Annotated in this window: 20 protein-coding genes and 2 pseudogenes; 11 read left to right on the forward strand and 11 right to left on the reverse strand. The window is 50.6% G+C overall.

What is annotated here, in order from left to right; translation table 11 throughout:
- Window positions 1–165 precede the first annotated feature (165 nt).
- The 6 genes from GWG06_RS26270 (at window position 166) to GWG06_RS26295 (ending at window position 9,328) form a co-directional block, all read left to right on the forward strand.
- Entirely contained in the window at window positions 166–1,314 is a 1,149-nt protein-coding gene (locus GWG06_RS26270) for an efflux RND transporter periplasmic adaptor subunit (RefSeq protein WP_202183126.1), read from the forward strand.
- Window positions 1,315–1,400: 86 nt separating this feature from the next.
- Window positions 1,401–4,565 carry an efflux RND transporter permease subunit gene (locus GWG06_RS26275; RefSeq protein ID WP_160717268.1) on the forward strand — a complete coding sequence of 1,055 codons (3,165 nt, stop codon included), beginning with the start codon at window positions 1,401–1,403 and terminating at the stop codon, window positions 4,563–4,565.
- 9 nt (window positions 4,566–4,574) lie between these two features.
- On the forward strand, window positions 4,575–5,951 hold the full coding sequence (locus tag GWG06_RS26280) for an efflux transporter outer membrane subunit (RefSeq protein ID WP_160717270.1): 1,377 nt from the start codon (window positions 4,575–4,577) through the stop codon (window positions 5,949–5,951).
- A 76-nt stretch (window positions 5,952–6,027) separates the two neighbouring features.
- Entirely contained in the window at window positions 6,028–6,498 is a 471-nt protein-coding gene (gene eco, locus GWG06_RS26285) for a serine protease inhibitor ecotin (protein WP_160717272.1), read from the forward strand.
- A gap of 158 nt (window positions 6,499–6,656) precedes the next feature.
- Window positions 6,657–7,772, forward strand: coding sequence for a helix-turn-helix domain-containing protein (locus GWG06_RS26290; RefSeq protein WP_160717274.1), 1,116 nt, complete (start codon window positions 6,657–6,659; stop codon window positions 7,770–7,772).
- Between the two features lie 80 nt (window positions 7,773–7,852).
- A complete protein-coding gene (locus tag GWG06_RS26295; protein WP_160717276.1) occupies window positions 7,853–9,328 on the forward strand; it encodes a S41 family peptidase in 1,476 nt (491 codons plus the stop codon).
- A gap of 21 nt (window positions 9,329–9,349) precedes the next feature.
- On the opposite strand, the gene GWG06_RS26300 is transcribed toward GWG06_RS26295, so the two are convergent.
- The 3 genes from GWG06_RS26300 to GWG06_RS26310 all read right to left on the reverse strand — a co-directional run bounded on the left by GWG06_RS26300 (window position 9,350) and on the right by GWG06_RS26310 (window position 10,666).
- Window positions 9,350–9,808 carry a DUF1569 domain-containing protein gene (locus tag GWG06_RS26300; protein WP_127037144.1) on the reverse strand — a complete coding sequence of 153 codons (459 nt, stop codon included), beginning with the start codon at window positions 9,806–9,808 and terminating at the stop codon, window positions 9,350–9,352.
- A gap of 9 nt (window positions 9,809–9,817) precedes the next feature.
- Window positions 9,818–10,159, reverse strand: coding sequence for a YciI family protein (locus GWG06_RS26305; protein WP_160717278.1), 342 nt, complete (start codon window positions 10,157–10,159; stop codon window positions 9,818–9,820).
- A 72-nt stretch (window positions 10,160–10,231) separates the two neighbouring features.
- Window positions 10,232–10,666 (reverse strand): GNAT family N-acetyltransferase, encoded by a 435-nt coding sequence (locus tag GWG06_RS26310; protein WP_160717280.1) that lies wholly within the window; start codon window positions 10,664–10,666, stop codon window positions 10,232–10,234.
- A gap of 78 nt (window positions 10,667–10,744) precedes the next feature.
- On the opposite strand from GWG06_RS26310, the gene GWG06_RS26315 reads away from it, so the two are divergent.
- Window positions 10,745–11,194 carry an SRPBCC family protein gene (locus GWG06_RS26315; protein WP_235938548.1) on the forward strand — a complete coding sequence of 150 codons (450 nt, stop codon included), beginning with the start codon at window positions 10,745–10,747 and terminating at the stop codon, window positions 11,192–11,194.
- A gap of 33 nt (window positions 11,195–11,227) precedes the next feature.
- On the opposite strand, the gene GWG06_RS26320 is transcribed toward GWG06_RS26315, so the two are convergent.
- From GWG06_RS26320 to GWG06_RS26340, 5 genes are read right to left on the reverse strand one after another with little or no spacing between them, the layout of a single operon-like run.
- Window positions 11,228–12,556 (reverse strand): sensor histidine kinase, encoded by a 1,329-nt coding sequence (locus GWG06_RS26320; protein WP_160717284.1) that lies wholly within the window; start codon window positions 12,554–12,556, stop codon window positions 11,228–11,230.
- A 2-nt stretch (window positions 12,557–12,558) separates the two neighbouring features.
- On the reverse strand, window positions 12,559–13,233 hold the full coding sequence (locus tag GWG06_RS26325; protein WP_127037134.1) for a response regulator transcription factor: 675 nt from the start codon (window positions 13,231–13,233) through the stop codon (window positions 12,559–12,561).
- Between the two features lies 1 nt (window position 13,234).
- Window positions 13,235–14,098, reverse strand: coding sequence for a hypothetical protein (locus GWG06_RS26330; protein WP_127037132.1), 864 nt, complete (start codon window positions 14,096–14,098; stop codon window positions 13,235–13,237).
- Window positions 14,099–14,110: 12 nt separating this feature from the next.
- Window positions 14,111–14,458, reverse strand: a complete 348-nt coding sequence (locus tag GWG06_RS26335) for a hypothetical protein (protein ID WP_160717286.1) — start codon at window positions 14,456–14,458, stop codon at window positions 14,111–14,113.
- Between the two features lie 59 nt (window positions 14,459–14,517).
- Window positions 14,518–15,135, reverse strand: a complete 618-nt coding sequence (locus GWG06_RS26340) for a hypothetical protein (RefSeq protein WP_160717288.1) — start codon at window positions 15,133–15,135, stop codon at window positions 14,518–14,520.
- A gap of 204 nt (window positions 15,136–15,339) precedes the next feature.
- On the opposite strand from GWG06_RS26340, the gene GWG06_RS26345 reads away from it, so the two are divergent.
- The 4 genes and pseudogenes from GWG06_RS26345 to GWG06_RS26355 all read left to right on the forward strand — a co-directional run bounded on the left by GWG06_RS26345 (window position 15,340) and on the right by GWG06_RS26355 (window position 20,254).
- Complete coding sequence (locus GWG06_RS26345; RefSeq protein WP_202183127.1) at window positions 15,340–15,801, forward strand: nuclear transport factor 2 family protein; 462 nt, start codon at window positions 15,340–15,342, stop codon at window positions 15,799–15,801.
- Window positions 15,802–15,958: 157 nt separating this feature from the next.
- A pseudogene (locus GWG06_RS30930) lies at window positions 15,959–18,115 on the forward strand (S41 family peptidase); the annotation flags it as partial.
- Between the two features lie 426 nt (window positions 18,116–18,541).
- Window positions 18,542–19,084, forward strand: a pseudogene (locus GWG06_RS30895) (S41 family peptidase); the annotation flags it as partial.
- Between the two features lie 180 nt (window positions 19,085–19,264).
- The gene (locus tag GWG06_RS26355) at window positions 19,265–20,254 is read left to right on the forward strand and encodes an alpha/beta hydrolase (protein ID WP_127036974.1); all 990 of its coding nucleotides are present in this window, start codon (window positions 19,265–19,267) and stop codon (window positions 20,252–20,254) included.
- 55 nt (window positions 20,255–20,309) lie between these two features.
- Here the strand turns inward: GWG06_RS26355 and GWG06_RS26360 are convergent, their stop codons facing one another.
- Genes GWG06_RS26360 through GWG06_RS26370 form a run of 3 tightly spaced genes read right to left on the reverse strand, consistent with a single transcriptional unit; the run spans window position 20,310 to window position 23,446 of the window.
- Window positions 20,310–21,239, reverse strand: coding sequence for a DUF5007 domain-containing protein (locus GWG06_RS26360; protein WP_160717292.1), 930 nt, complete (start codon window positions 21,237–21,239; stop codon window positions 20,310–20,312).
- A 35-nt stretch (window positions 21,240–21,274) separates the two neighbouring features.
- Window positions 21,275–21,946 carry a hypothetical protein gene (locus tag GWG06_RS26365; protein WP_160717294.1) on the reverse strand — a complete coding sequence of 224 codons (672 nt, stop codon included), beginning with the start codon at window positions 21,944–21,946 and terminating at the stop codon, window positions 21,275–21,277.
- A gap of 30 nt (window positions 21,947–21,976) precedes the next feature.
- Entirely contained in the window at window positions 21,977–23,446 is a 1,470-nt protein-coding gene (locus GWG06_RS26370; RefSeq protein ID WP_160717296.1) for a RagB/SusD family nutrient uptake outer membrane protein, read from the reverse strand.
- Between the last annotated feature and the right edge of the window lie 3 nt (window positions 23,447–23,449).

Consider the following 23,449-nt stretch of genomic DNA (forward strand, 5'->3'; position numbering starts at 1 on the left):
AGAATAACAATTCATTGTTGGCAATCCGCCGGAGATGTGCGACCGGCGGTACTTCCAGCGCATTACCTTTTTGCCCGGCCGAAGATTTTTCTATACACTGCAAAGCTGCCCGGTTTGCGGACGGGATTTCTATGTTCCGGCAAAAAATAGCTAAAAACAGCAATTATGCAGACAACAACTACCAGGATTGCCGGTATGATGGCAACGGCCCTTTTTCTGACTGCCTGTGGCAGCAAACCGCCTGAAACAGGGTATAACGATCAGCCGCAACCTTACCAGGTTACCGCGCTGACACCCGCTCCGGCAGTCATCAACATCGACTACCCGGCCACCGTAAGAGGAAAACAGAACATTGAAATAAGACCTAAAGTAGATGGATATGTGCAGCAGATATTAGCCGATGAAGGCGCCACTGTTAAAAAGGGACAACTCCTGTTCCGCATACAGGCTCCTCAATATGAACAGGAAGTACTGACCGCCATGGCCGCTGTAAAAAGCGCTGAAGCCGGCGTAAACACTGCCGCGATGCAAGTGAAAAAAGTACAGCCTTTAGTGAAAAAAGAAATCGTCAGCAACTACGAGCTGGAATCCGCCCAGCTGGCCCTGCAGGCCAAGGAAGCGGAACTGGCGCAGGCAAAAGCCAGCCTGCAGAACGCCCGCGTGAACGTAGGCTATACCACTATCTATAGCCCGGCCGACGGCATCATCGGTACACTGCCCTATAAAATAGGCAGCCTCGTCAGCAGCAACAGCCCTGAACCGCTTACCACCCTCTCAGACATTTCCACCGTACATGTCTATTTTTCCTTTAACGAAAAACAGTTACTCGATTTAACCGGTCAGGATACCGGAAAATCACTGGACGAAAAAATTCATAGCCTCCCGCCGGTACAACTGATACTGGCTAACGGTAACGCCTATCCGGAGAAGGGCAGAATTGAAACCACCGGCGGCCTCATTAACACCGAAACAGGAGCTATCAGCATGCGCGCGGCTTTCAGCAATACCGCAGGACTGATACGCAGCGGCAGCAGTGCCGTTATCCGTATCACGCAACCTGTAAACGACGCGCTGGTGGTGCCTGCAAAGGCCACCTTCGAGCTGCAGGGTAAGAAATTTGTTTACACGGTAGATACTGCCGGCGTAACCAGATCACGGGAAATTGCAGTAAAGGAATTCACCGCAGGAGATTCCTTTATCATCACCGGCGGCGTGAAACGCGGAGAGAAAATTGTCACCGAAGGCGTCGGCAGCCTGAAAGAAGGCATGAAGATAAAACCCGTATTGCAACCCGTGACTACCGCCTCCAGATAACATCCTTTGCTACAGGCATTACATCTCCCTGCAACAGTGATAAACGGTTGTAACAGCCACTGCCTTGCCTTTTAAAAACTGATTTTATGTTAAAGAAATTTATAGATAACCCGGTACTCTCCACCGTTATCTCCATCATCATTGTCATACTCGGAGGCCTGGGGTTAATGTCGCTACCCATTTCGCAGTATCCTGAAATAGCCCCTCCGACCGTAGAAGTATCAGCCGCCTATCAGGGCGCGAACGCAGATGTGGTGATGAAGAGTGTCATCATCCCCCTGGAGGAACAGATCAATGGTGTGGAACACATGACATACATGACTTCCAAAGCCAGCAATGACGGCAGCGCTGTAATTACCGTCAACTTCAAGCAGGGTACCGACCCTGACCTGGCTGCCGTAAACGTGCAGAACAGGGTCGCCAAAGCCGTTGGCCTCATGCCCGCAGAGGTAGTGAAAACAGGTATCACCACTACCAAAAAACTCAGCAGCGAAGTATTCAGCTTCCTGCTGTACAGTGAAGACAGCACCTATGGCCGTACTTTCCTGGACAACTATCTCCGTATCAATATAGTGCCGCAGCTGAAGAGAATTTCCGGCGTGGGAGACGTGCAGATGTACAGCGACCAGGCATACAGTATGCGCATCTGGCTGAAACCTGATGTAATGTCTGCCTACAGCCTCATGCCCGACGATGTTATCGCCGCGCTGGCAGAACAGAACATCGAAGCTGCCCCCGGCAAGATAGGAGAGAACAGTAAGAAGACTTTTCAATACGTATTAAAATATACCGGCCGCCTGGAAACGCCGCAGCAATTCGGCGATATCATCATCCGCGCCAACGGCAACGGACAGCTGCTGCGCCTGAAAGATATAGCTGACGTAGAACTGGGCGCGTTCAACTATGCCACAGACGGTAAAACACAGGGCTTCCGGACTTCCGGCGGCGCTATCAGCCAGACAGCCGGCTCCAACGCCAACGAGGTAGTGAAAGAAGTAGAACGCGTATTTGCCGCTGCAGAAAAGGATTTCCCGCCAGGGGTCAAACTACGTACATTCATTAACGTGAATGACTTCCTCAATGCTTCTATCTCAAAACTTATTCAGACTATCTTCGAAGCATTCATCCTGGTATTTATCGTGGTGTTCATCTTCCTGCAGGATTTCAGGTCTACCCTGATCCCCGCGATTGCAGTACCTGTAGCTATTATCGGCACCTTCTTCTTCCTCAGAATATTTGGTTTCACCCTGAACCTGCTTACTTTATTTGCGCTGGTGCTGGCCATCGGTATTGTGGTAGACGACGCTATTGTAGTAGTGGAAGCGGTGCACGCCAAGCTGGACCAGGGCGCAAAATCCGCACGCAAGGCTACTATGCACGCCATGAGTGAAATCAGTTCCGCTATTATTTCTATTACACTGATTATGTCCGCCGTGTTTGTACCGGTAACTTTCATCACCGGATCTGCAGGCGTTTTCTATAAGCAATTTGGTATTACGCTGGCAGTAGCCATCGTGATATCCGCTGTCAATGCGCTGACGCTAAGCCCTGCGTTATGCGCTATCCTGCTGAAGCCGCATAGCCCTGCCGCTCATGAGCACCGCGGGCTGATGCAGCGGTTTCATGCGGCTTTCAATGCAGGATTCAGTGTAGTAACGGACAGGTATATACGTAGCGTAAAAATGCTTATCGCCCGTAAGTGGCTGGCGCTGGGCGGCATCGCTGTATTCGCCGCACTGCTCATCTACCTGATGAAAACCACGCCTACCGGATTTGTACCCAATGAAGATTCCGGCGCTATCTACGGAGATGTTATCCTGCCGCCGGCCACCACCCTGGAGCAAACCAACAAGGTGCTGGATCAGATAGACAGTATCGCCAAGGCGATCCCGGAAGTAGACCTCGTTTCCAGCCTGGGTGGCATGAACCTGATCAGTGGTTTCGGTGGCTCCTACGGCGCCATCTTCATCCGGCTTAAACCCTGGGAGGAGCGGAAACACAAAGGACAGGACATCAACACCATTGTGGGAAAACTTTTTGCGCAGACAGGCGCCATACGCGGCGCGAGCATCATCTTTTTTGCAGCGCCTACCCTGCAGGGCTTTGGTAACAGCAATGGTTTTGAAGTACAGTTACAGGATAAAGCAGGCGGCAGTTACAAAGATTTCGGTATTGCCGTCGGCAAATTTATGCAGCAGCTGAATCAGCGTCCGGAAATCATGTATGCCGCCACGCCCTACAATACTGATTTCCCACAGTATGAAGTAAGTGTGGATGTAGCACGGTGTAAAGAAGCGGGCGTAAATGTAAACACGCTCCTGCGCACTTTGCAGGGCTATCTGGGCGGTATTTATGCGTCGGACTTTAACCGCTTCGGGAAGCAGTACCGAGTTATGCTGCAGTCCTATGCCAGCGCCAGGGCAGAAGAGGCAGACCTCAACAAAATATATGTGCGCAATGAAAAGGGAGGTATGGCCCCGGTAGCCGGTTTCCTGACATTGCGTAAAACCAGCGGTCCGGAATTTATCAACCGCTTCAATCTCTATACTTCCGCCGCAGTAACGGGAACGCCTAAACAGGGTTTCAGCTCCGGCGATGCCATCAGGGCCATACAGGAAGTGGCTGCGCAGACCTTACCTAAAGGTATCGGCTATGAGTTCAGCGCCCTGACCAGGGAGGAGATTTCCAGCGGTAGCCAGACGGTGCTCATCTTCAGCCTATGTCTGCTGTTCATCTACTTCCTGCTGAGTGCACAATACAAAAGTTATATCCTGCCTTTCTCCGTGCTGCTATCGCTGCCGGTAGGGCTGGCAGGCGCATTCTTCTTTGCGCGTGCCGCCGGGCTGGATAACAATATTTTCCTGCAGATAAGCCTGATTATGCTGATAGGGCTGCTCGCAAAGAACGCCATCCTGATTGTGGAGTTCTCCATCCAGCGCCGGCAGAGTGGCCTGAGCCTGGTACGTGCCGCCATCTCCGGTGCAGCAGCGCGTTTCCGTCCTATCCTGATGACTTCCTTTGCGTTCATTTTCGGCCTGATGCCGTTGATGTTTGCCAATGGCGTTGGAGCTATCAGCAACCGTTCCATCGGTACCGCAGCCGTAGGTGGCATGCTGATAGGAACTGTATTCGGCGTATTCATTATCCCCGTATTGTTTGTGATATTCCAGGCATTACAGGAGCGCCTCAGCGGAAAGGGAACCATGATTGTAAAAGCGGGGAAGGAACCGGCATTAGTTGAACTGGATTAAAAGAAAATTATGAACATAAAATATACCTGGCTGATAGCCGTAATGGTTTTATCTGCCGCCTGTCATATCACAAAAACATATCGTCAGCCGGAAGTGGCGCCGGCCGGCCTTTACCGCGACCGTACTGCTGCAGATACCCAGACGATGGCCGGAAGACCATGGCAGTCGCTTTTTGCAGACACGCTGCTGCAGCAGCTGATTAACCGCGGGCTGCAGGAGAATTTAGATCTGAAGATAGCGATGCAGCGCATCGTAGCTGCACAGGCAGCATTGCGGCAGAGCAGGCAGGCATTCCTGCCCGATATTAACGCCAACGCCGGCATCAAACAATCGCGGCTGGCCTTCCCGCAGGGATACGGCCTGGTGAATACCGCTACCCAGTACGATCTGGGCGCCAGCGCCAGCTGGGAAGTGGATGTATGGGGAAAACTGCGCAGCGGCAAAAAAGCTGCGCAGGCAACATGGCTGCAGCAAGTAGCGGCGCAGCAGGCCGTAAAAAGCCGGCTGGTAGCCGATATTGCCAGCACCTATTTCACGCTGCTGGCATTGGATGAACAACTGCAGGTACTGGAAAAAACGCTGGTCAACCGTACAGAAGATGTGAACATTATGAAAGAACTGAAAGCCTCCAGCATAGTGAATGGCGCCGCCGTAGTGCAGAGTGAGGCCAACCGCTATGCCGCCGCTGTAGCCATTCCGGATGTAAAGCAACAGATACGGGAAACAGAAAATGCGCTGAGCATATTGCTGGCATTGCCTCCCGCCGGTATCGCACGGGGTACGCTGAACAACCAGCTGCTGCCCGGAGCACTGCACACCGGTATCCCCGCGCAGCTGCTGCAGTACCGCCCCGACGTGCGTGAAGCGGAATTTGCGTTCCGCGCTGCCTTTGAAAATACCAACATCGCCAGAACAGCCTTTTACCCTTCCCTTACCATCACCGCCGCAGCAGGCTTTTCCAGCTTCAGCTTCAGCGACTGGTTCACGGATGCCGGCCTGTTTGGAAACGTGCTGGGGGGTATCACACAACCCATTTTTAACCGCGGATTGAATAAAGCACGGCTTACTACAGCACAGGCCCGTCAGCAGGAAGCGTTTTTTAATTTCAGCAAAACCATGCTGACAGCAGGTAAGGAAGTCTCCGATGCCCTGTATTCCTTTGAAGCCGCCGGCGAAAAGCAGGAGAGCCGCCGCCTGCAGCTGGCCTCCCTGGAAAAAGCGGTGGACTTCACCAAAGAATTGCTGAAATACAGCTCTGCCACCAACTACACAGACGTGCTTACTTCTGAACAGCATCTGCTGGCCGCACAAATGGGCGCCATCAATGACAGACTTCAGCAGTGGCAGGCGGTCATAACCCTCTACCGGGCACTGGGCGGCGGTTGATCAAACAATTTTGTTTTAGCGGCTGTTAATTAAGCTGACACATTATCTTGCAGTCATCTTAATTAAATAATATTGTATGAAACAATTCATGTTGCTGTTACTGGTATGGGCTACAGCAGTGCAAACCGGTTATTCACAAGGGGTGAAGGACGAAAATCTGAAACCCTTTCCTGTCACTGTTAAAGGCATGACCCGTTATGTTATTGATCTGCCGGAAAGAAATGCAGAAGATAACTACCAGGTAGAATTAATGGCCGGAAAAGTGATGAAGGTAGACTGCAACAACCATCGCCTCATTGGCCAGTTTACCGCCAAAGATGTGAAAGGCTGGGGATACACCTATTATCAGTACACCTCCACCGGCAGAACCGCCTCTACCCTGATGGGCTGCCCGGATAAAACACTGACCGATAAGTTTATCTACAATACCCGCCTCGTAAGATATAACAGCAAACTACCCATCGTTGTATACGCCCCCAAAGGCTACCAGGTAAAATATAAAATCTGGGAAAGACAAGAAAAGGAAGAAGAAGCGGTTATTAAGTAATTACGAATTACAAATTACGAATTACGAATGATGAATGGCGAGTGATGAGCGAAGACCTGAGCGAAGAATTAAAAATATTCTTTATTCGCTCAGGTCTTCGCTCATCACTCGCCATTCATCATTCGTAATTCGTAATTTGTAATTCGTAATTTCAACCCATGCATGATTTCTTCCACTTCCTCATCCTCTTCGGCGCCTTACAGGGTCTTCTCATAGGTGTGTTGCTGGTGTGCCGGCGGCCGGTAAGGCAGCAGTACTGGTTGCTGGCGGCGCTGTTGTGGTTGCTGGCGATGTGTGCATTCAATGCTATGTCAATTAGTGCGCCGTGGCTGAACAGCGCCCGCTGGCTGGATGTGCTGGCCCAGGTGTTACCACTGGTGGTATTTATGCCGGTAGGGCCACTGCTGTTTTTTTATGTGAGAAGTTTAATGGAACCGGATTTCAGGCTGACCTATAAAGATAGCCGGCATTTTTACCCGGTGGCGCTGGACCTCTTTCCCTACACGGTCGCCGCGCTTGTGAACCTGGGACTCATGAAGCGAGGAACTGCCGGAGCAATAATAGAATTTTGTGAAATATATACAGATGGCCTCCGATGGCTGTCGCTGAGCATCTACCTGGTGATGACGGTCCGGTATTTAATGCAGTACCACGGGCGCCTGGACCGGGTTTATCTGCCCCTGTGGAAGTGGGCGCATGAAGTGACCATCCTGTTTTGCTGTCTGCTGGGGATATGGTTGTTTTTCCTGGTACCTTACCTGATTCCGGCCACCAGGGATTCCCTGCTGAACAGAACAGGCTGGTATCCTATATTCGTTCCCGTTACTATATTGATTTACTGGCTGGGCATCAAAGGGTACCTGTGGTCTTTCCGGCAAATACCGGTCATCTCCCCGAAAGCAAATAGTATTGCGGAAGAAAATATCAGCAGCACCTGCCTCGCGCTGCAGAGAGCCATGGAAGTACAGGAGTTGTACCTGGAACCCGGACTGACGCTCACCTCCCTTGCAGGTGTAACCGGGATACCCGCCAAAACTATTTCCGCCGTTCTGAATCAGCACCTGCAGACTAACTTCAACGAATATGTGAATAACTACCGGGTAGAAGCATTTAAGAAGAAAGTGCTGCAAACAGATTTACAGCAATATACCCTCAGCAGTATCGCCTTTTCCTGTGGCTTCAGCTCTCAGGCAACTTTCCAACGGGTTTTTAAGCAGCTGACGGGCATGGCTCCCGGTCAGTTTCTGCAGATGCAGTCCTGCAGCGGATCCTGAAACTACTCAAATCGCGATCTGAGCACAGGTTTGTAAACCATAATTCCATGTATTACTGAATTTTACAGCAAATATTGATGATGAAGAAAATACTATGGATCCTGCTGACAGGTATGTTATCCCTGCCGGCAACTGCTCAGACCGACAGCCTCCGGTTCCGCCATTTTTCTGCCGTACAGCTCCGGGCAGATTTTAACCAGCTGCGTCAGGCGCTGGAAAAAATGCATCCGGGTTTATACCGCTATGCCTCCCGCAGTGATATGCAGCATTACATGGATAGTTTGTATGCTTCTTTAATAGACAGTACCGCCTTCTATGACTGGTACAACACCTGCACAGCGCTGACAGCCTATATCCGCTGCGCCCATACCGGGGCTAAACCTATGGCAGGTTTCGACAGGTACTATAATCACCGTACGCGTTTCTTCCCTTTTTCTACCCATTGGATAGGTGACAGCGTATATATATCCCTGAACCATACCACCGATACTACCATCAAACCCTTCTGGCAGCTGCTGTCCATCAACGGGCGCAGTATGCCTGCCATACGCAGGCTCCTGGCTGCGCATATGTCGGGCGACGGAGAGATCCAGGCAGAGAAAAAGCAGCAGCAATTCAATCTGGGGATGTTCCAGTTTCTGTACTATGTGCATATCGAAAGGCCGGATTCCTTCACTATCACCTACCGCGATGATAAAGGGAATAGCGGTAGCCTGACCGCCGCGGCAGCCACAGTGCCGGTCATTAACCGCCGCACCGGAGAGAACCCGGTGAACCGGGGAATACTGAAAATGTATGCAGCAAGGTCGGAGAAAAACCGGAAGCAGCCCTGGCGGCTGGATATCATCGATACAACCGGGGTGTTGACGATCCGCACCTTTGGGGCCGTAGGCAAAATGGATATGGGCAGGTTCCTGGACGAAAGCATGCGTACCCTGCAGCAAAAGAAGATCCGGCGGCTGATCATAGATGTAAGAAATAATAACGGCGGTGCAGATACACTGGGGGTGCTGCTGTTCCGCTATCTCATTCACCAGCCGTCGCGGTATTACATTCGGCAGTATGCGGTAAGTATGGACAGCAGCTACCTGCGCTATTCAGACCTCAGTGAAGAAGAAAAGCAGCATGCAGCTGAAGAAGTTATCCCGGAGCCTGACGGCACCTTCACGCTTAAAGCGGCCCATACGGCGGGCGTGTCCCTGCAATATCCTGCTGCCAACGCCTTCACCGGGAAAGTGATGGTATTGATGAATGGCGCCAGCTATTCCACCGCCTCAGAATTCCTGGGGGCCGTGAAAGCCAGCAAGGCAGCTACCCTGATAGGAGAGGAATGCGCCGGCAACTACAGCGGTGGTAATGGCGGCTCATTTCTGCATATTCCCCTGGCGCATACCGGCGTTGAGGTATCCATTCCGCTGATTTATTACGAATGCTATACTACACCGCCGGTATTGCCGGGGCGTGGTGCACTGCCTGATATTACCGTTCCTGACGATATCAGCCTGATAAAGACAGGGAAGGATACCCAGCTGGAATACGCATTGCAGCTGAAGTAACGCCTGTTCTTACCCGGACGGCTATACGCCGAACTGTACAAGATGGTGATCCAGGTGTTTATAAAACAGGTTGTTCCATTCTGTGAGCGTCAACACACCGAACGAGTGGGACTGCCGGTTGTCAAAATGTGTTTTGCCCAGTCCCAGCAGCTTGCTGAGATGCGCGATCAGCCTGTTTTTCTCTGTCTCAAAATCCCTGGCGTCGTGAATCCGGTATGCCGGACTGGTAGGAGCATTCCGTTTGAAGGGCTGTTCGCTGACAACAGATTTTTTGATGAATGTTTTCAGCATGAAGCCAAGCAGAAAACCAGGTTTTGGGTACTGGTCCGTAAATTCCTGTTCAAACATAACATTGCAATGGGCAAGCATCTGACCCACATTCATTTTGCCCCACTGGGGGCTGCTTCCGGGGCTGAGCCGGTGGATACGTTGTACGAGGCCGGAAGAAATTTCTTCCGAGAAAATATTAGGTAAAGCCATAACAGGAGGTTAATGATGTCTGATAATGTTTCTGATTTCCACATGACCGCCGGCATCCAGTATAGGGCAGCCGGCAGATAAAGCTACGGCTTCTTCCAGGGAATCTGCACGTACAATGATATAGCCGCTGACTATTTCCTTTATTGCCGCATAAGGCCCGTCGGTGATCACCTGATTGGCACTCACCGTTTTTCCCTGGTTGCCTAATTTGTTTGTGCTGACAAATTTATCCTGTGCGGCGATACCGCCGATCCAATCCTGCCACCGGTACCGGCAGGCCTGCATAGCTTCCGGTGTTTGCTGTACGCCGGAAGCAGGAATGTGTCTGAAGAGCATCATGAATTCTTTCATGGGGTATGCATTTTTGTTGTATGATCTTTAGACAACTTCGTGTTTACTGATTGGACAAAAATATGCCGGTTATTACATGATTTTTTTCTCGAAAACTTTTTGCGTCTTTTTTTCCGTGAATCCCAGGGTTTCATAAAAACGGTGGGCATCTGTGCGGATCTGGTTGCAGCGCACCCTGATTTTACCGTATCCTTTTTCCTGCAGCCAGTTGCAGGCCGCTGTTACCAGTATTTTACCAATGCCTTTGCCCCGTTGCGTTTCATCTACTACCAGGCTTACTATTTCTCCGTTATTACCCTCTGCCAGCCGGTGGGAGATGAGTACCTGCAGGCAGCCGACTACCTGCTGCTGTGCAGTGACAGCCACCAGTACGGTGCTTTTTTCTTCCTGCAGAATAAGTTCCAGGCGCGCAGATAAGGTGTTGCTGTCTACCGCATAGCCCAGCTGTTGCATTAACATAACGATGGTATCCAGGTCTCCGGATACAGCTTTTCTACAAACAATCATACCCTGAAAATATTAATTTTTGTACATTAATGGTAATCCCGGGTAAACTGTAGCTGTAACGGGAGAAAACATCCACATGTGAAAAAAGATTGTATGGAGAATATTGAACACATCAATTATATCAAAGTACCTGCTGCTAAAGTATTTGAGGCATTAACCACGCAGGAGGGCCTGGGTGCGGTATGGACGCGTAAGCTGATTGTTAAACCGGAAACCGGTTTTGTCAATGCCTTTGACTTTGATGATAACTATGCGACTAAAATGAAGATACTGGTGCTGGAGCCGGAGAAGAAAATACACTGGGAATGTGTGGAAGATGATCCTGAGTGGGTAGGTACGCATGTCACCTTTGACCTGAGTGAGAATAAGGAGAAGGGAGTAACGACCATTGTACTTAAACAGTTGTACTGGCGGGAGCTGACAGACTTTTATCGTTATTGCAATTACAACTGGGCCATGTTTCTTTTCAGCCTGAAATCTTACTGCGAAGACGGGAAGGGATTACCTTTCCAGGACCGTAAGTTTTAAATGCCAGGGCAGGTATGACCGGCGGAGGATACTTTATCCGCTGATCATACTGTCCGGGAATGTAATGGTGAAGATGGTGCCTTCTCCGGGCGCCGCACTTACTGTAATGGTGATGCCGTGATATTGTGCGATAGTATTTACAATTGATAATCCCAGGCCATAACCTTCCTGGCCGTTCCTGTTTACTTTTTTGAACCTGTCGAAGATGGTGGCCATTTCGCTGTCGGGGATGCCGATGCCGGTGTCCCGGATCATCAGCCGGAACGGTGTGCCAGGGGAATGCTGATCGTATACCATGATGGCTCCTCCGGGTTTGTTGTAGCGTATGGCGTTGTTGAGCAGGTTATACAACAGCTGGAAGATGAGATCATGGCTGGCATTCCGGATAGTAGCTTCCGGAGGCAGCTGCAGGGAAAATGATAGTCGTTTTTCCTGCAGGCGTTCATCCAGTTCATCCATGATGGTGGTAACGAGTTCCCGTAGTGGCAGCTGGTCTGTTTTGGGAAACTGGTCATTTTCTATCCGGGAGATGAAGAGCAGGGAATGCACAATTTTTTTCAGCCGGTGCAGGGTTTTCATCATGCCCATGATCTGTTTCTGCACTTCCTCATCCAGCTCTCCGTCTGTCATGATGTTTTCCATTTTGTTCTGCAGGATACTGATAGGAGTCATCAGTTCATGCGAGGCGTTGGAGGTGAATTCCCTTTCTTTTTCAAATGCGGACTTGATTTTTCCCATTAGTTCAATAAGGGAGTCGTCCAGGTATTTGAAGTCAGTGGTAGAAGTAGATATATGCGGCAGCTGTTCCCGGAAGGGGAATTTCCGGTTAACCAGCCTGGTGCTGATAATGAGGCCGAGGGGGCGGAGCAGCAGGCGGGTGAACACCAGGTCTGTCATGATAGTGATAACGATCAGCGTAATCAGTACAAACAGGGCTACCCGTTGCAACGGCCGGTTATACTGGCTGATGGTGGATGTTGTTTTACCTACTTCCAGTACATAACGTTGTTGATTATCTGTGAATACGTGGCTTAGTACGCGGTAGGTGAGGGTATCTTCTTCCACCACGCGCCGCACGGTAGCGATGGTATCGGAGAGGGTAAACCTGCCGGCGGGTTCCAGTGATATGTATTCTTCTTTGAGCATAGTATAGCTGCCGTAGTTTTTTTCTCCCTGAAGGTAGGCGCCGATACCATTTTTGCTGATGACCTGTAGTACTTTTTTCTTTTGTTCTTTCAGGTAATAGTCGTTGTACTGGTAGGCAATTTTATCCACCAGTGCGGGTAGCAGCAGTACGAACAGTACTACGATGGCTACTTTGGAGAGCGTAATGAACAGCGTAAGTTTTGTCAGTAGTTTCACGCTCAGATTTTTATTTTATAGCCGATGTTACGCAGTGTCTGCAGCCATTCTACGGAGGCGTGTGCAGATAATTTCTTGCGGATGTTTTTTATGTGTACGTCGATATAGTTGGAGTCGGCTTCATCATCGGAGAAGTTGCCCCATATATGTTCGCTCAGCTGCATCCTGGTGAGCGGCCTGTTTTTGTGGAGGAGCAGGTAGCTGAGCAGGTCAAATTCCTTCCGGGAGAGGGAAATTTCGTGGCCGCTGCAGGTAACTCTGCGGCGGGAGAGGTCTACAGCGAAATCTCCGAGTGGTACAACGGATTGGTTGAGGCCTGATTTCCTTCGGTTGATGGCCTGCATTCTTGACTGCAGTTCCAGCAGGGAAAAGGGTTTGGCCAGGTAATCGTCCGCTCCCAGGTCCAGGCCGCGGATGCGGTCTTCCAGCTGACCGCGGGCGGTCAGTATGATGTAGGAGGCATCCGGACAGTTTTTCCGGGCTTCCGCCAGTACGTGCATGCCATCTCTGTCCGGCAGGCCCAGGTCGAGGAGGATAAAGTCATATTGGTTCTCCTCCATTTTGGATAGCCCTTCCTGCGCGGTGGCAGCAAGGTCGCAGAGGTAGAAGGCTTTTTTCAGGAAGACTTCCATTTCTGCTGCCATGGCTTGTTCATCTTCAACGATTAATACTTTCATATCAGAACTGGTAGTACATACTTAGGTGGAAGAATGAGTTGGCGGTGCCGCCGCCTGTCTGTGCTTCCCGGCTCAGTACAGCGAGTTGCCAGGCTGCTTCTATCATATAGTGTGCGCGGTTATATGCCAGTGGTACCCGAAGGTTATAGGAGAGCATATCAAATTTGCTGTTGTCCACGGTGGTGGTCGTGGTAGTAGTCGTGCTGCTTCCGGGAAGGTGTATCAGCGGAGGCAGTGGAAATCCCATGATGCTGTCTCTTTTGTATTTTTCCGTGATATAGGATTCGTAGAAGTGCTGGGTGCCTGCGGTGACTTCAATTTTAGGGGTAAGTGTCACCAGGTCTTTTTTGCTGAAGAGATGTCCCAGGCCGATCAGTTTCTCTGTGCTGAGTGTAACGAAAACATCCTGTTGTTTGCCGAAGGTATAATCGGCGTTGACAGCGGTTGTCATCCAGTATTCGTAGCTGAGCGAGGCCCCTGCCATGTCCGGGCTGGCAGCCTGCAGAAAGGGGGATTGGGCCGGGTAAAAAGTATGGCTGTAGTTCAGATCGGCCACCAGTTTTTTACCCAGGTTGAAGCTGAAGCCGATGCCGGCTGCCGAGGCGGAGACTATAGCATCGGAATCGTGCAGCAGGCGGTATCCCATTCCGGTGAAATATAGTCCGAATGGGAATTTCAGCATGGCGCTCACTGCAGCGTATGGCATTTTTTCTGCGGCCTGCTGTCCGTAGTAACTGGCGTTATTGGAATAGGTTATTCCGGCAGTCAGCGTTGTTTTTTTCTTCTCTGTTTGCGAGCTGTCTGCCTGCGCAAAAGATTTCATTCCCCATGACAATATCAGGGATAACATGATGGCATGTTTCATATTGTAGGTTTTTTACCGGATAATCCTGATGGCCGGCCTGATTATTTTCGGCGGGGCAATCCTGACAGGGTTTACCTGTACCGGTATCGGAATCGCGATAGGTTTGGCCAAGCGGCGTGATTTTGGCACTTCTTTGATCATCTCGATTTTTAACACCTCCGGCTTCTTCGCGTCCTCTTGTTTTTCAATAATTTTTTTCGGCTCTGACACTGGCACGACAGCTGTATCAGCGGTAACAGGAATATTACCGGTGGGTTGCAGGCTGGGTATATCTGCCCTGGAATCCGCAGCGAATGCGGCTCCCGGACGAATGGCCAACAGGGCAACTATTGCCAGCTGATATATAAGATGTTTTGCCATGAGCGTAAAAGTAACAGATTTTTGCTGCCACAGCCGCAAAAATCTGTTGATATCATTAATTATAACCGTAAGGCAGCATTGCTCCGTATATGTGTACGGACTCCTGCCGATATGGGTTTAACCCGGATGGCTGGCTGTATGCCGGCATTTATGGCGGCGGGTATCCCGGCGCCTGTACCTGTTACCTGCATGGCTTCCCGGTGTATGACTTTTACCGGTACTGCTGCCTGGATCCTTGTACTGGCGGATGTTTCCAGTGCTACCTTTGCTACCGGAGCTGCAGCCGGTTTAACAGTGATAATGGTTTCCTGCCCGGCTTCCACCCGTGTGGTAACCGCCTTCGTGGCCGTTGTGGCCGCAGTTATTGCTGTATGCTCCTGCTGTACTGCCGCTGTTTGTACAGTAGTGACAGCTGCCTGTCCGGCTGCCGCCTGTGTAGTCGTCAGCTGCTGAACACCAGCCGCCATTTCCCCGCCGGACACACTTCCACCCAGTGCCGCACTGCCTTGCACCTGCCCTTGCCCACTCACGCCAGCCTGCCCTGTCCGGCCTGCTGCTGCCGTATTTACATTACCTTTTACCTGTACCTGCTGTTCGCCCTTAATAGTGACAGTCTGAGCAAACGCAGCACCTGACGATAGCATTACCGCTACCATAATTACATTAGCTTTCATCATCCCGATTTGATTTTAAGTCAGTAATATTATTTTGATAAGGCAAAGCTAAAAGGGGAAGATGAAGCGAAAATGAAGAAACGGCCTCCGGGTGATTTTTTTTGAAAAATTTCCGGCTCCCTGTTAATCCTGTTCCTGCTGAATGTTATGAACGGTAACAAGGGTACCCCGAAAGATGAATAATTTACTTTTCTAATCTTTCTACTTATGAAGTATACTACTGTCATTACCGGCAGCCTCCTGATGCTATGCCTGTTCCCGCGTGCAACACATGCCCAGAACAGCCGCGACTCGGCAGCTATCAGACAGGCTGCGCTGGACTACATCGAATCCCAGCACAAGCCTGATCCCGGCCAGATGGCCAGAGGCATACACCCCCGGCTGGTGAAACGCACCTTCTGGAAATATGCGAAACAGCCCAGGGAATACCTGCGTGAATCCCATGCGGATGAAATGATATTGCTGGCAGCCTCCTATAATGCCAATAATGACAAATTTCCGCCCAATCCGCGCAAGGAAGTAGTACTGCTGGATGTCAGCTCCAATACCGCCTCCGTAAAGCTGTATGCCGACACCTGGATCGATTACATGCACCTGGTAAAACTCAACGACGAATGGAAAATAGTAAATGTACTGTGGCAGTTCAACGACCCGCAGCGGCATCAGTAAACTTCCCCGTTGCCGGATGCCGGCATTTGAGTATCTTTAGCTGTCGCACATTGCAACACCAAAATCATCCTTTATTTGCTTTATGAGAAAATTATTGTTTACCTGCGCAGCACTGATGTCGGCCGCGCTGACCTATGCCCAGGAAAATGCGCTCTGGATGCGTAATCCGGCTATATCCCCCGACGGGAAAACTATTGCCTTCGGATATAAGGGTGATATTTACCGCGTAGATGTCAACGGCGGTATTGCCGTTCCGCTTACCGTACACGAAGCGCACGACATGACTCCCGTATGGAGCCATGATGGTAAGTATATTGCATTTGCCAGTGACCGGTACGGTAACTTCGACGTATTTGTCATGCCCGCTGCCGGCGGTACGCCGGTAAGACTTACCACCAACAGCGCGGCAGATTATCCATACGATTTTACGCCGGACAACAAACGTGTGCTGTTTGGCAGCGGACGTTCCGCTCCCGCTACCAGCGCACGCTTCAACCAGCCCCGCGTATTCCTCAGCCTGTACACGGTACCCGTTACCGGCGGCCGCTCTGTATTACTCACCGCAGCCGGTGCTGAACAGGCCCGCTACAACAGCAAAGGCGATCAGCTCATCTTCCAGGACCGCAAAGGTCTGGAAGACCCCTTCCGCAAACATCATACATCTTCTGTAACCAGGGATATATGGGTATACGATATCGGGAAAGATAATTATCAGCAGATTTCTGCCTATAACGGAGAAGACCGTGAGCCGGTATTTGGCAACGGCAACGACGTATACTACCTCAGTGAAAAAGGCGGTATCTCCCAGAACCTGTTTAAATCCTCCCTTACGGATAACAGTAAAATGGAGCAGCTGACACATTTTGATAAACATCCGGTGCGTAACCTCACCCGCGCAGATAATAATATCCTCTGCTTTTCATATAACGGTGAAGTATACACGCTGAAGGAAGGAGAATCTCCCCGTAAGGTAGGTATCAACGTGTTGAACGATGGCCGCAGTCTCACGGAAAAAAATGTTCCTGTTAACGGCAGCATCACGGAATTCGCCATCAGCCCCAACGGCAAGGAAGTTGCCTTCGTGGCAAGAGGAGAAGTGTTTGTGAGCAGTGTGGATGGCAACATGACCAAACGTATCACCAATACCCCGCAACAGGAAAGAATGCTGGCATGGTCGCCCGATGGTAAAAAACTCATCTACGCAGCGGAACGCAAAGGTAACTGGGATATCTACGAAAGCAGTATCGTACGCAAGGAAGAACCTTATTTCTTCGGCGCCACCGTCCTGAAAGAAGAACCGGTTATCGCTACTGCAGCGGAAGAATATCAGCCGGTATACGCTCCCGATGGTAAAGAAATCGCCTATGTGGAAGACCGTAACATCCTCCGCGTATATAACATCGCTTCCGGTAAAAGCCGTACCCTGCTGCCCAAAGGCCGTAACCACTCCTACGCTGACGGAGACTGGGAGTTTTCCTGGAGCCCCGACAGCAAATGGCTGGTAACCAACGATCAGCAGGGATACTTCCTCGCAGATAACGCCGCCATCGTTCGTGCGGACGGCAAAGGAGATATCATCCATCCTATCAACGGGGGCTTCGGAGAAAGCAACACCCGCTGGACCGCTAACGGTAACATGCTTACCTGGATCAGCACCCGCAACGGCCGTAAACCGCTGGCTACCTCCGGTGAACGCGAATCCGATATCTATGCGGTATTCTTTGACCAGGCTACCCTGGACAAATTCAAACTTACCAAAGATGAATTCAACCTGCTGAAGGAACAACCGAAAGACAGCAGCAAAACAAAAGATACTGCCAGCAAACCATTCAATCCGGATTTTAAAAACCTGGACGACAGACAACTGCGCCTGACCAGCAATAACGCTACCATCAGCGGCTACGTGTTCAATAAAGACGCCAGCAAACTGTATTACATGGTTTCCTACGATAAAGGATACGATCTCTGGGTAACGGAACCCCGCCTCCACGATACCAAACTGCTGGCGAAACTGGGTGGCAGCCCTAATGTGGAACTGAGCAAGGATGAAAACAGCCTCTATGTCAGCAACAACGGCAACATCGTAAAAGTAGATGCGGCATCCGGGAAAATGACACCGGTAAACATCCGGTCAGAACTGAAACTGAATGAAAGCGCTGAACGCGCCTACATCCTGGATCACGCCTGGAAACAGATGAAAGAGAAATTCTACGATCCTACCCTGCGCAACCTGGACTGGAAGATGTACCGCGACAACTACGCCCGCTTCCTCCCGCATATCAGCAATAACTACGACTTCCAGCAACTGCTGAGCGAACTGCTGGGAGAACTGAATGCCTCCCACACCGGCGGCCGTTACAATCCTGTACGCCCCGAAGGAGATGAAACCGCCTCCCTCGGCCTCCTGTACGATGAAAAATATACCGGTGACGGATTGAAAGTAGCAGACGTAATTGCCGGCGGCCCGCTGGACAAAGCCTCCAGCCGCGTTACCAGAGGTTCCATTATAGAGAAGATCGACGGTGAACCGGTAACAGCCGCTATCGACTACGCTTCTCTCCTGAACCGCAAAGCCGGTACCAACGTATTAATCAGCGTTTTCAACCCGGATACCAAAGCCCGCTGGGAAGAGCCTGTAAAACCGGTGAAACCCATCGACGAAACTAACCTCATGTACAAACGCTGGGTAGCCATGATGCGTAAAATGGTGGACAGCCTCAGCAACGGTAAAGTCGCCTACGTACACGTGAAAGCCATGGACGACGCCAGCTACAGAACCGTATTCGATGAACTGAAAGGCCGCTACCGCGAGCGCCAGGCTGCCATCATCGATACCCGCTTCAACGGCGGCGGATGGCTGCATGATGACCTGCACAACTTCTTCAGCGGTAAAAACTACCTGAAGTTTGCTCCGCAGGGCGAACAACTGAAAGGAGGCGAACCCGTGGTGCAATACCAGGGCGTTTCCTGCCTGCTGATGAGTGAAGCCAACTACAGCGATGCGCACATCTTCCCGGTAGTGTACAAACAGGATAACCTCGGCAAACTGATCGGTATGCCTGTACCCGGCACCGGTACTGCCGTATGGTGGGAAGAACAGATAGATCCCACGCTGGTATTCGGTATCCCGATGATCGCCAACATCGACAGAAAAGGCGTCGTTATGGAAAACACCCAGCTCGAACCAGATATTAAAGTACCCCTTCGTTACAATGAATTCCTGAACGGCAAAGACGCACAGCTGGAAGCAGCGGTGAAGGAAATGCTGAAGGAAACGAAATAATTTAATTACGAATTACGAATTGCGAATTACGAATGAGGAGCGAAGATGTAAGCGGATAAAGAATTTACTTCTTCGCTTACATCTTCGCTCCTCATTCGTAATTCGTAATTCGCAATTCGTAATTTAAAACCTAACGAACCCTCTCCCGCTTTCCCTTGTTATCCTTTTAAAATTTATGCTATGGAAACAAGACCTTCTCCTGCTATCATAGATGCGGCGAATGACCCGGCTATTGAAAGGGAAACCAAAGCCTTTCTGCAGGCGCTTAACAGCGGTGACGGAAAGCCGATGGAACTGATGACGCCGGTGGAAGCACGGGCCGTGCTTACTGGCGCCCAGAAATCCGTACAGGTAGACATCTCCGGGGTGGATACTACAGAGAAAACAATCTCCCGCAACGGGGCGGAGATTAAAATCGTCATTGTAAAACCTGCGGGCGCCGGCGGTATATTGCCGGTGTTTATGTTTTTCCATGGCGGCGGATGGGTGCTGGGCGATTTTCCTACGCACCAGCGGCTGATCCGCGACCTGGTGATTTATTCCGGTGCAGCGGCAGTATATGTGGATTATACGCCGTCTCCGGAGGCACAGTATCCCGTGGCGGTTAACCAGGCGTATGCGGCTACGGAATGGGTGGCGGAAAATGGTGCAGAGATAGGCGTGGATGGCAGCCGCCTGGCAGTAGCGGGCAACAGTGTAGGTGGTAATATGGCTGCGGTAACAGCTTTGCGCGCGCACCTGGAAAACGGACCAGCCATCCGGCAACAGGTACTTTTGTGGCCGGTAACAAATGCTGATTTCGATACGCCGTCCTATCATCAATACGCTACGCAACGCTTCCTCACAAGAAATATGATGATATGGTTCTGGGATAACTACCTGCCTGATAAAGCAAAGCGAAAGGAAATTTATGCGTCGCCGCTGCAGGCTACCGGTGCGCAGCTGAAAGGCATGCCGCCTGCGCTGGTACAAACAGCGGAGAATGATGTGCTCCGCGATGAAGCGGAAAGCTATGCCCGCAAAATGAATGAGGCCGGTGTGCCGGTATCACTGATAAGATGTATGGGCATGATTCACGACTACGGCCTGCTCAACCCGCTGGCTGCCGTGCCGGAAGTACAGTCTGTGTTACGCTATGCCGGAGCGGTACTGAAACACGCATTGAAATAAATAAAATACCCCTGCTGCTTCCGGAAGGAAGCAGGCAGGGGGTTTTGTATAGTGCTCAATTATACTTCAGCTGGGTGGTGATCTTCCATACGCCGGGCTTGCGGATGGCGAAGTCAAACCAGAAATTGAAATATCCTCCGTTGATATCTCCGTTGTTATACAGATCTATCCTGCGTACTTTCCCCAGTACATAAGGCAGCGGAAACGTTTCTACCTGCAGCTCCAGGTGATCCGGAAAAGCGGTGTACTTTGTGGGATTGTTTAAACCCAGGTGCCGCCAGTCTCTCAGGTCTTCCTTATCCGGACTGTCATCATAATCATATCCGAAGAGCGTCTCCGGATCAACGGGTGAACCATCTTTTTTCAGTACATATACCAGTAAGGTATTACCGGTTTCTGATAGGCGCTCGAATTTTGTATCTATGCCGGTAAGCCTGCCGTCAATGCCTACACCGGAATAGGTATACGGTAACGCATATACGACATCCAGGGTCATGGCACTCGTCAGCAGTACTTCACCGCCACCGTTTTTCACCCGCACGTCTATCAGGTATTTTCCCTTGGTGAGCTGGAAGGAGTCGGTAGCTTCCGGATAAATAATAATGTTGCCGTTTTCAGGATTAATATCGATCGCCGGACGGTTTACCTTGGTACGCTTGCCGTCTGTCTCCTGAGCAGTTTTATCGTTGGGAGAATATTCCGCATTCCAGAAGTAGGTATCTACGCGGTAGTTCATCACCTTGCTGGCTATACTGCCATCGGGATAACGGATGGCTTCTATGGTAAATACCAGCGGTTTGGTGGATTCATCTGTGACCATGGCGCCTGACTGGAACAGCGTAGCGCCTACGCTGGCCCTGAGCGATGGATTGGTATATTTAAGCGCGGGGCTCAGGAAGCCATCGGTTTTGTCTTTGTTGCAGCTGATAGCCAGCAGGGGAAGCGCCAGCCACAGCAGATATTTTAATGCCGTTATTTTTTTCATGGTAATAGTAATTGAAACAATGAAAAGAAGGTATGCTATCTGTTATACCGTTGTTTTAACCCGGCTCCGAAGCTGGAGCTTTCATTCAGCACATGTATCATGGCATTGGCGGTTATGAGGTTATGCGTCTGCATCTTGCCTACATATTTTACCGTATCGGTTCCGGGTATCTTTACATGTTCAAATTCAATGGTGAAAGCGGATGTCTGAATAGTGCTTTCTCCCGGTTTGATACCACCGTCGGTGCCAACGATATACAGACTGTCTCCGTTGGCGGCGCGGTAGAATCTGCGTTTATCTTTTACGGCCTGCTCCAGGCTGATCCTGTTACCGGGAATGATAAACCTGTTCAGCAACATCAGCAGTGTGTCTTTGGAAATGGCCTCCAGTGCGCGTGGCGCCTGTTTGTCGTCCGGCACATAGTTCAGCTGCAGACGGCGTACTCCTTTGTTAGGTACTGCAAAGAAGGTGATGTTCTGCTGGTTGACGAGTGCTTTTGAGTTGGTGAGATCAATAATTTTTATCAGCGAATCGAACATGTGATTAGATCTGCTGGCGAGAAAATCATATACAGATAAATTTTTCTCTGCTTCTGATTGTCCGGACAAACCGCCATCCAGGTAGTAGTTTGTCTTTCTGCAGGAGGTGAACAGCGCAATAACGGCTGTCATCAGTACTGCTGCGGTGAATGCAATATTTTTCTTCATACAGTATTATTTTTTCAGGGATGAAAAAAATTATCTCCAGAATTCATTTTGTGTAATGGCAAAATTGCTTTTCGCGATGATGGTCTGATTGATAGGCAGCAGCCATGCGCCGCGCTCGTACCAGTCTGTCTGCGTGATTTTCGAATCTTTATCCAGCTTTCTTGTTCTCACCAGGTCAAAGAAATATTGTCCTTCTCCGATCAGTTCTTTCCTGCGTTCCAGTAAAATGGTATCCTGCAGGTTGCCGCCGCTGGTATAGGCGGGCGCATAGGCGCGGGCCCTTACCTTATTCAGCCAGGTGATGGCTTCTCCTGTTCTTCCCACAGACGGATGCGCCAGTGCTTCGGCACGCAGCAGCATGATGTCCGGCAGACGCGTGATGATGATATTGGATTCATTGATGTTCTGGGAAGAGGTATCACCCTTGAGCTGCAATGTTCTGAATTTACCGAAGAATACGCGATCTTCCGGACCTACGCCCTGCAGCACGGTTTCTTTTACAAACCAGGTGAAGTAGCGGGCATCTCTTACTGCGGCCGGGAACATTCTTTCGAGCTGCGCACGGCTGGGAGACAGGAGGTATCTGTCGGTTCCGCCACCACCGTCTGATACGTCTTTATACCAGGGACGTCCCAGCGTTCTGTTGAATACGCGGTTCTTCTGCAGTTCGCGGGCGGCTGCGTCGAAGTTCAGTTCGAAGATGCTTTCCTGCGATTTGCCAACAAAGATGCTGAGCAGGTTGCTGGTGTCGGTAACCAGGCTGTAAGGCCCTTTGGTGATAACGCTGTCGCATAATTTTTCGCAACCGGCGAAGTCCTGCAGCCAGGCGAGTACATGTGCCTTGATAGCCCAGGCTGCGCCTTTGGTGGCTCTCACGGCTTTGTCGCCGGCGGTATAATCTGCATCCAGGTTAGCGATGGCTACATCCAGGTCAGTTTTAATCTGGGCGAAAACTTCTGCCTGCGGCGCTCTGCCCAGGTTGTCTATGTTCACGCTTTGCAGATTCAGCGGCACATCGCCCCAGAAACGTGCGAGATAAAAGTAGGTGAGTGCGCGGATGAAGCTGGCTTCGCCGGTATGTCTTTTTTTCAGCAGTTCATCATAGTTTTTGATCTGCGGAATTTTTTCGAGCACCAGGTTACATTGTGCGATGACAGTATAAAACTGGCTCCAGTCTCCGCCGCCGTTATTGATGATGGCATTGGCGCTGTTGGTGGCAATCGGCGTTTCCGGGCGTACGTTAACAGACTGGCTATAGCTGGAGAACAGATCTGCGCGTACATCGCCCATAAGGAAAATCTTATCGGGTACGACTGTACGAAGATAAGCGTATGCGGACGCTACTGCCTTCTCCACATCGGCGGAAGAGGTAATGCCATTTTCCGCAGTAGGCAGTTCAATTACATCGGGTTCGAGTATCTTCCTGCAGGAGGAAACGCCTGCAACAGCTACCAGCAACACGAGGATCAGTATATATTTCGGGTGAAAGTTGCTTTTCATACA

The organism is Chitinophaga solisilvae (assembly GCF_009928525.1).
In the GTDB taxonomy this organism is placed as follows: domain Bacteria; phylum Bacteroidota; class Bacteroidia; order Chitinophagales; family Chitinophagaceae; genus Chitinophaga; species Chitinophaga solisilvae.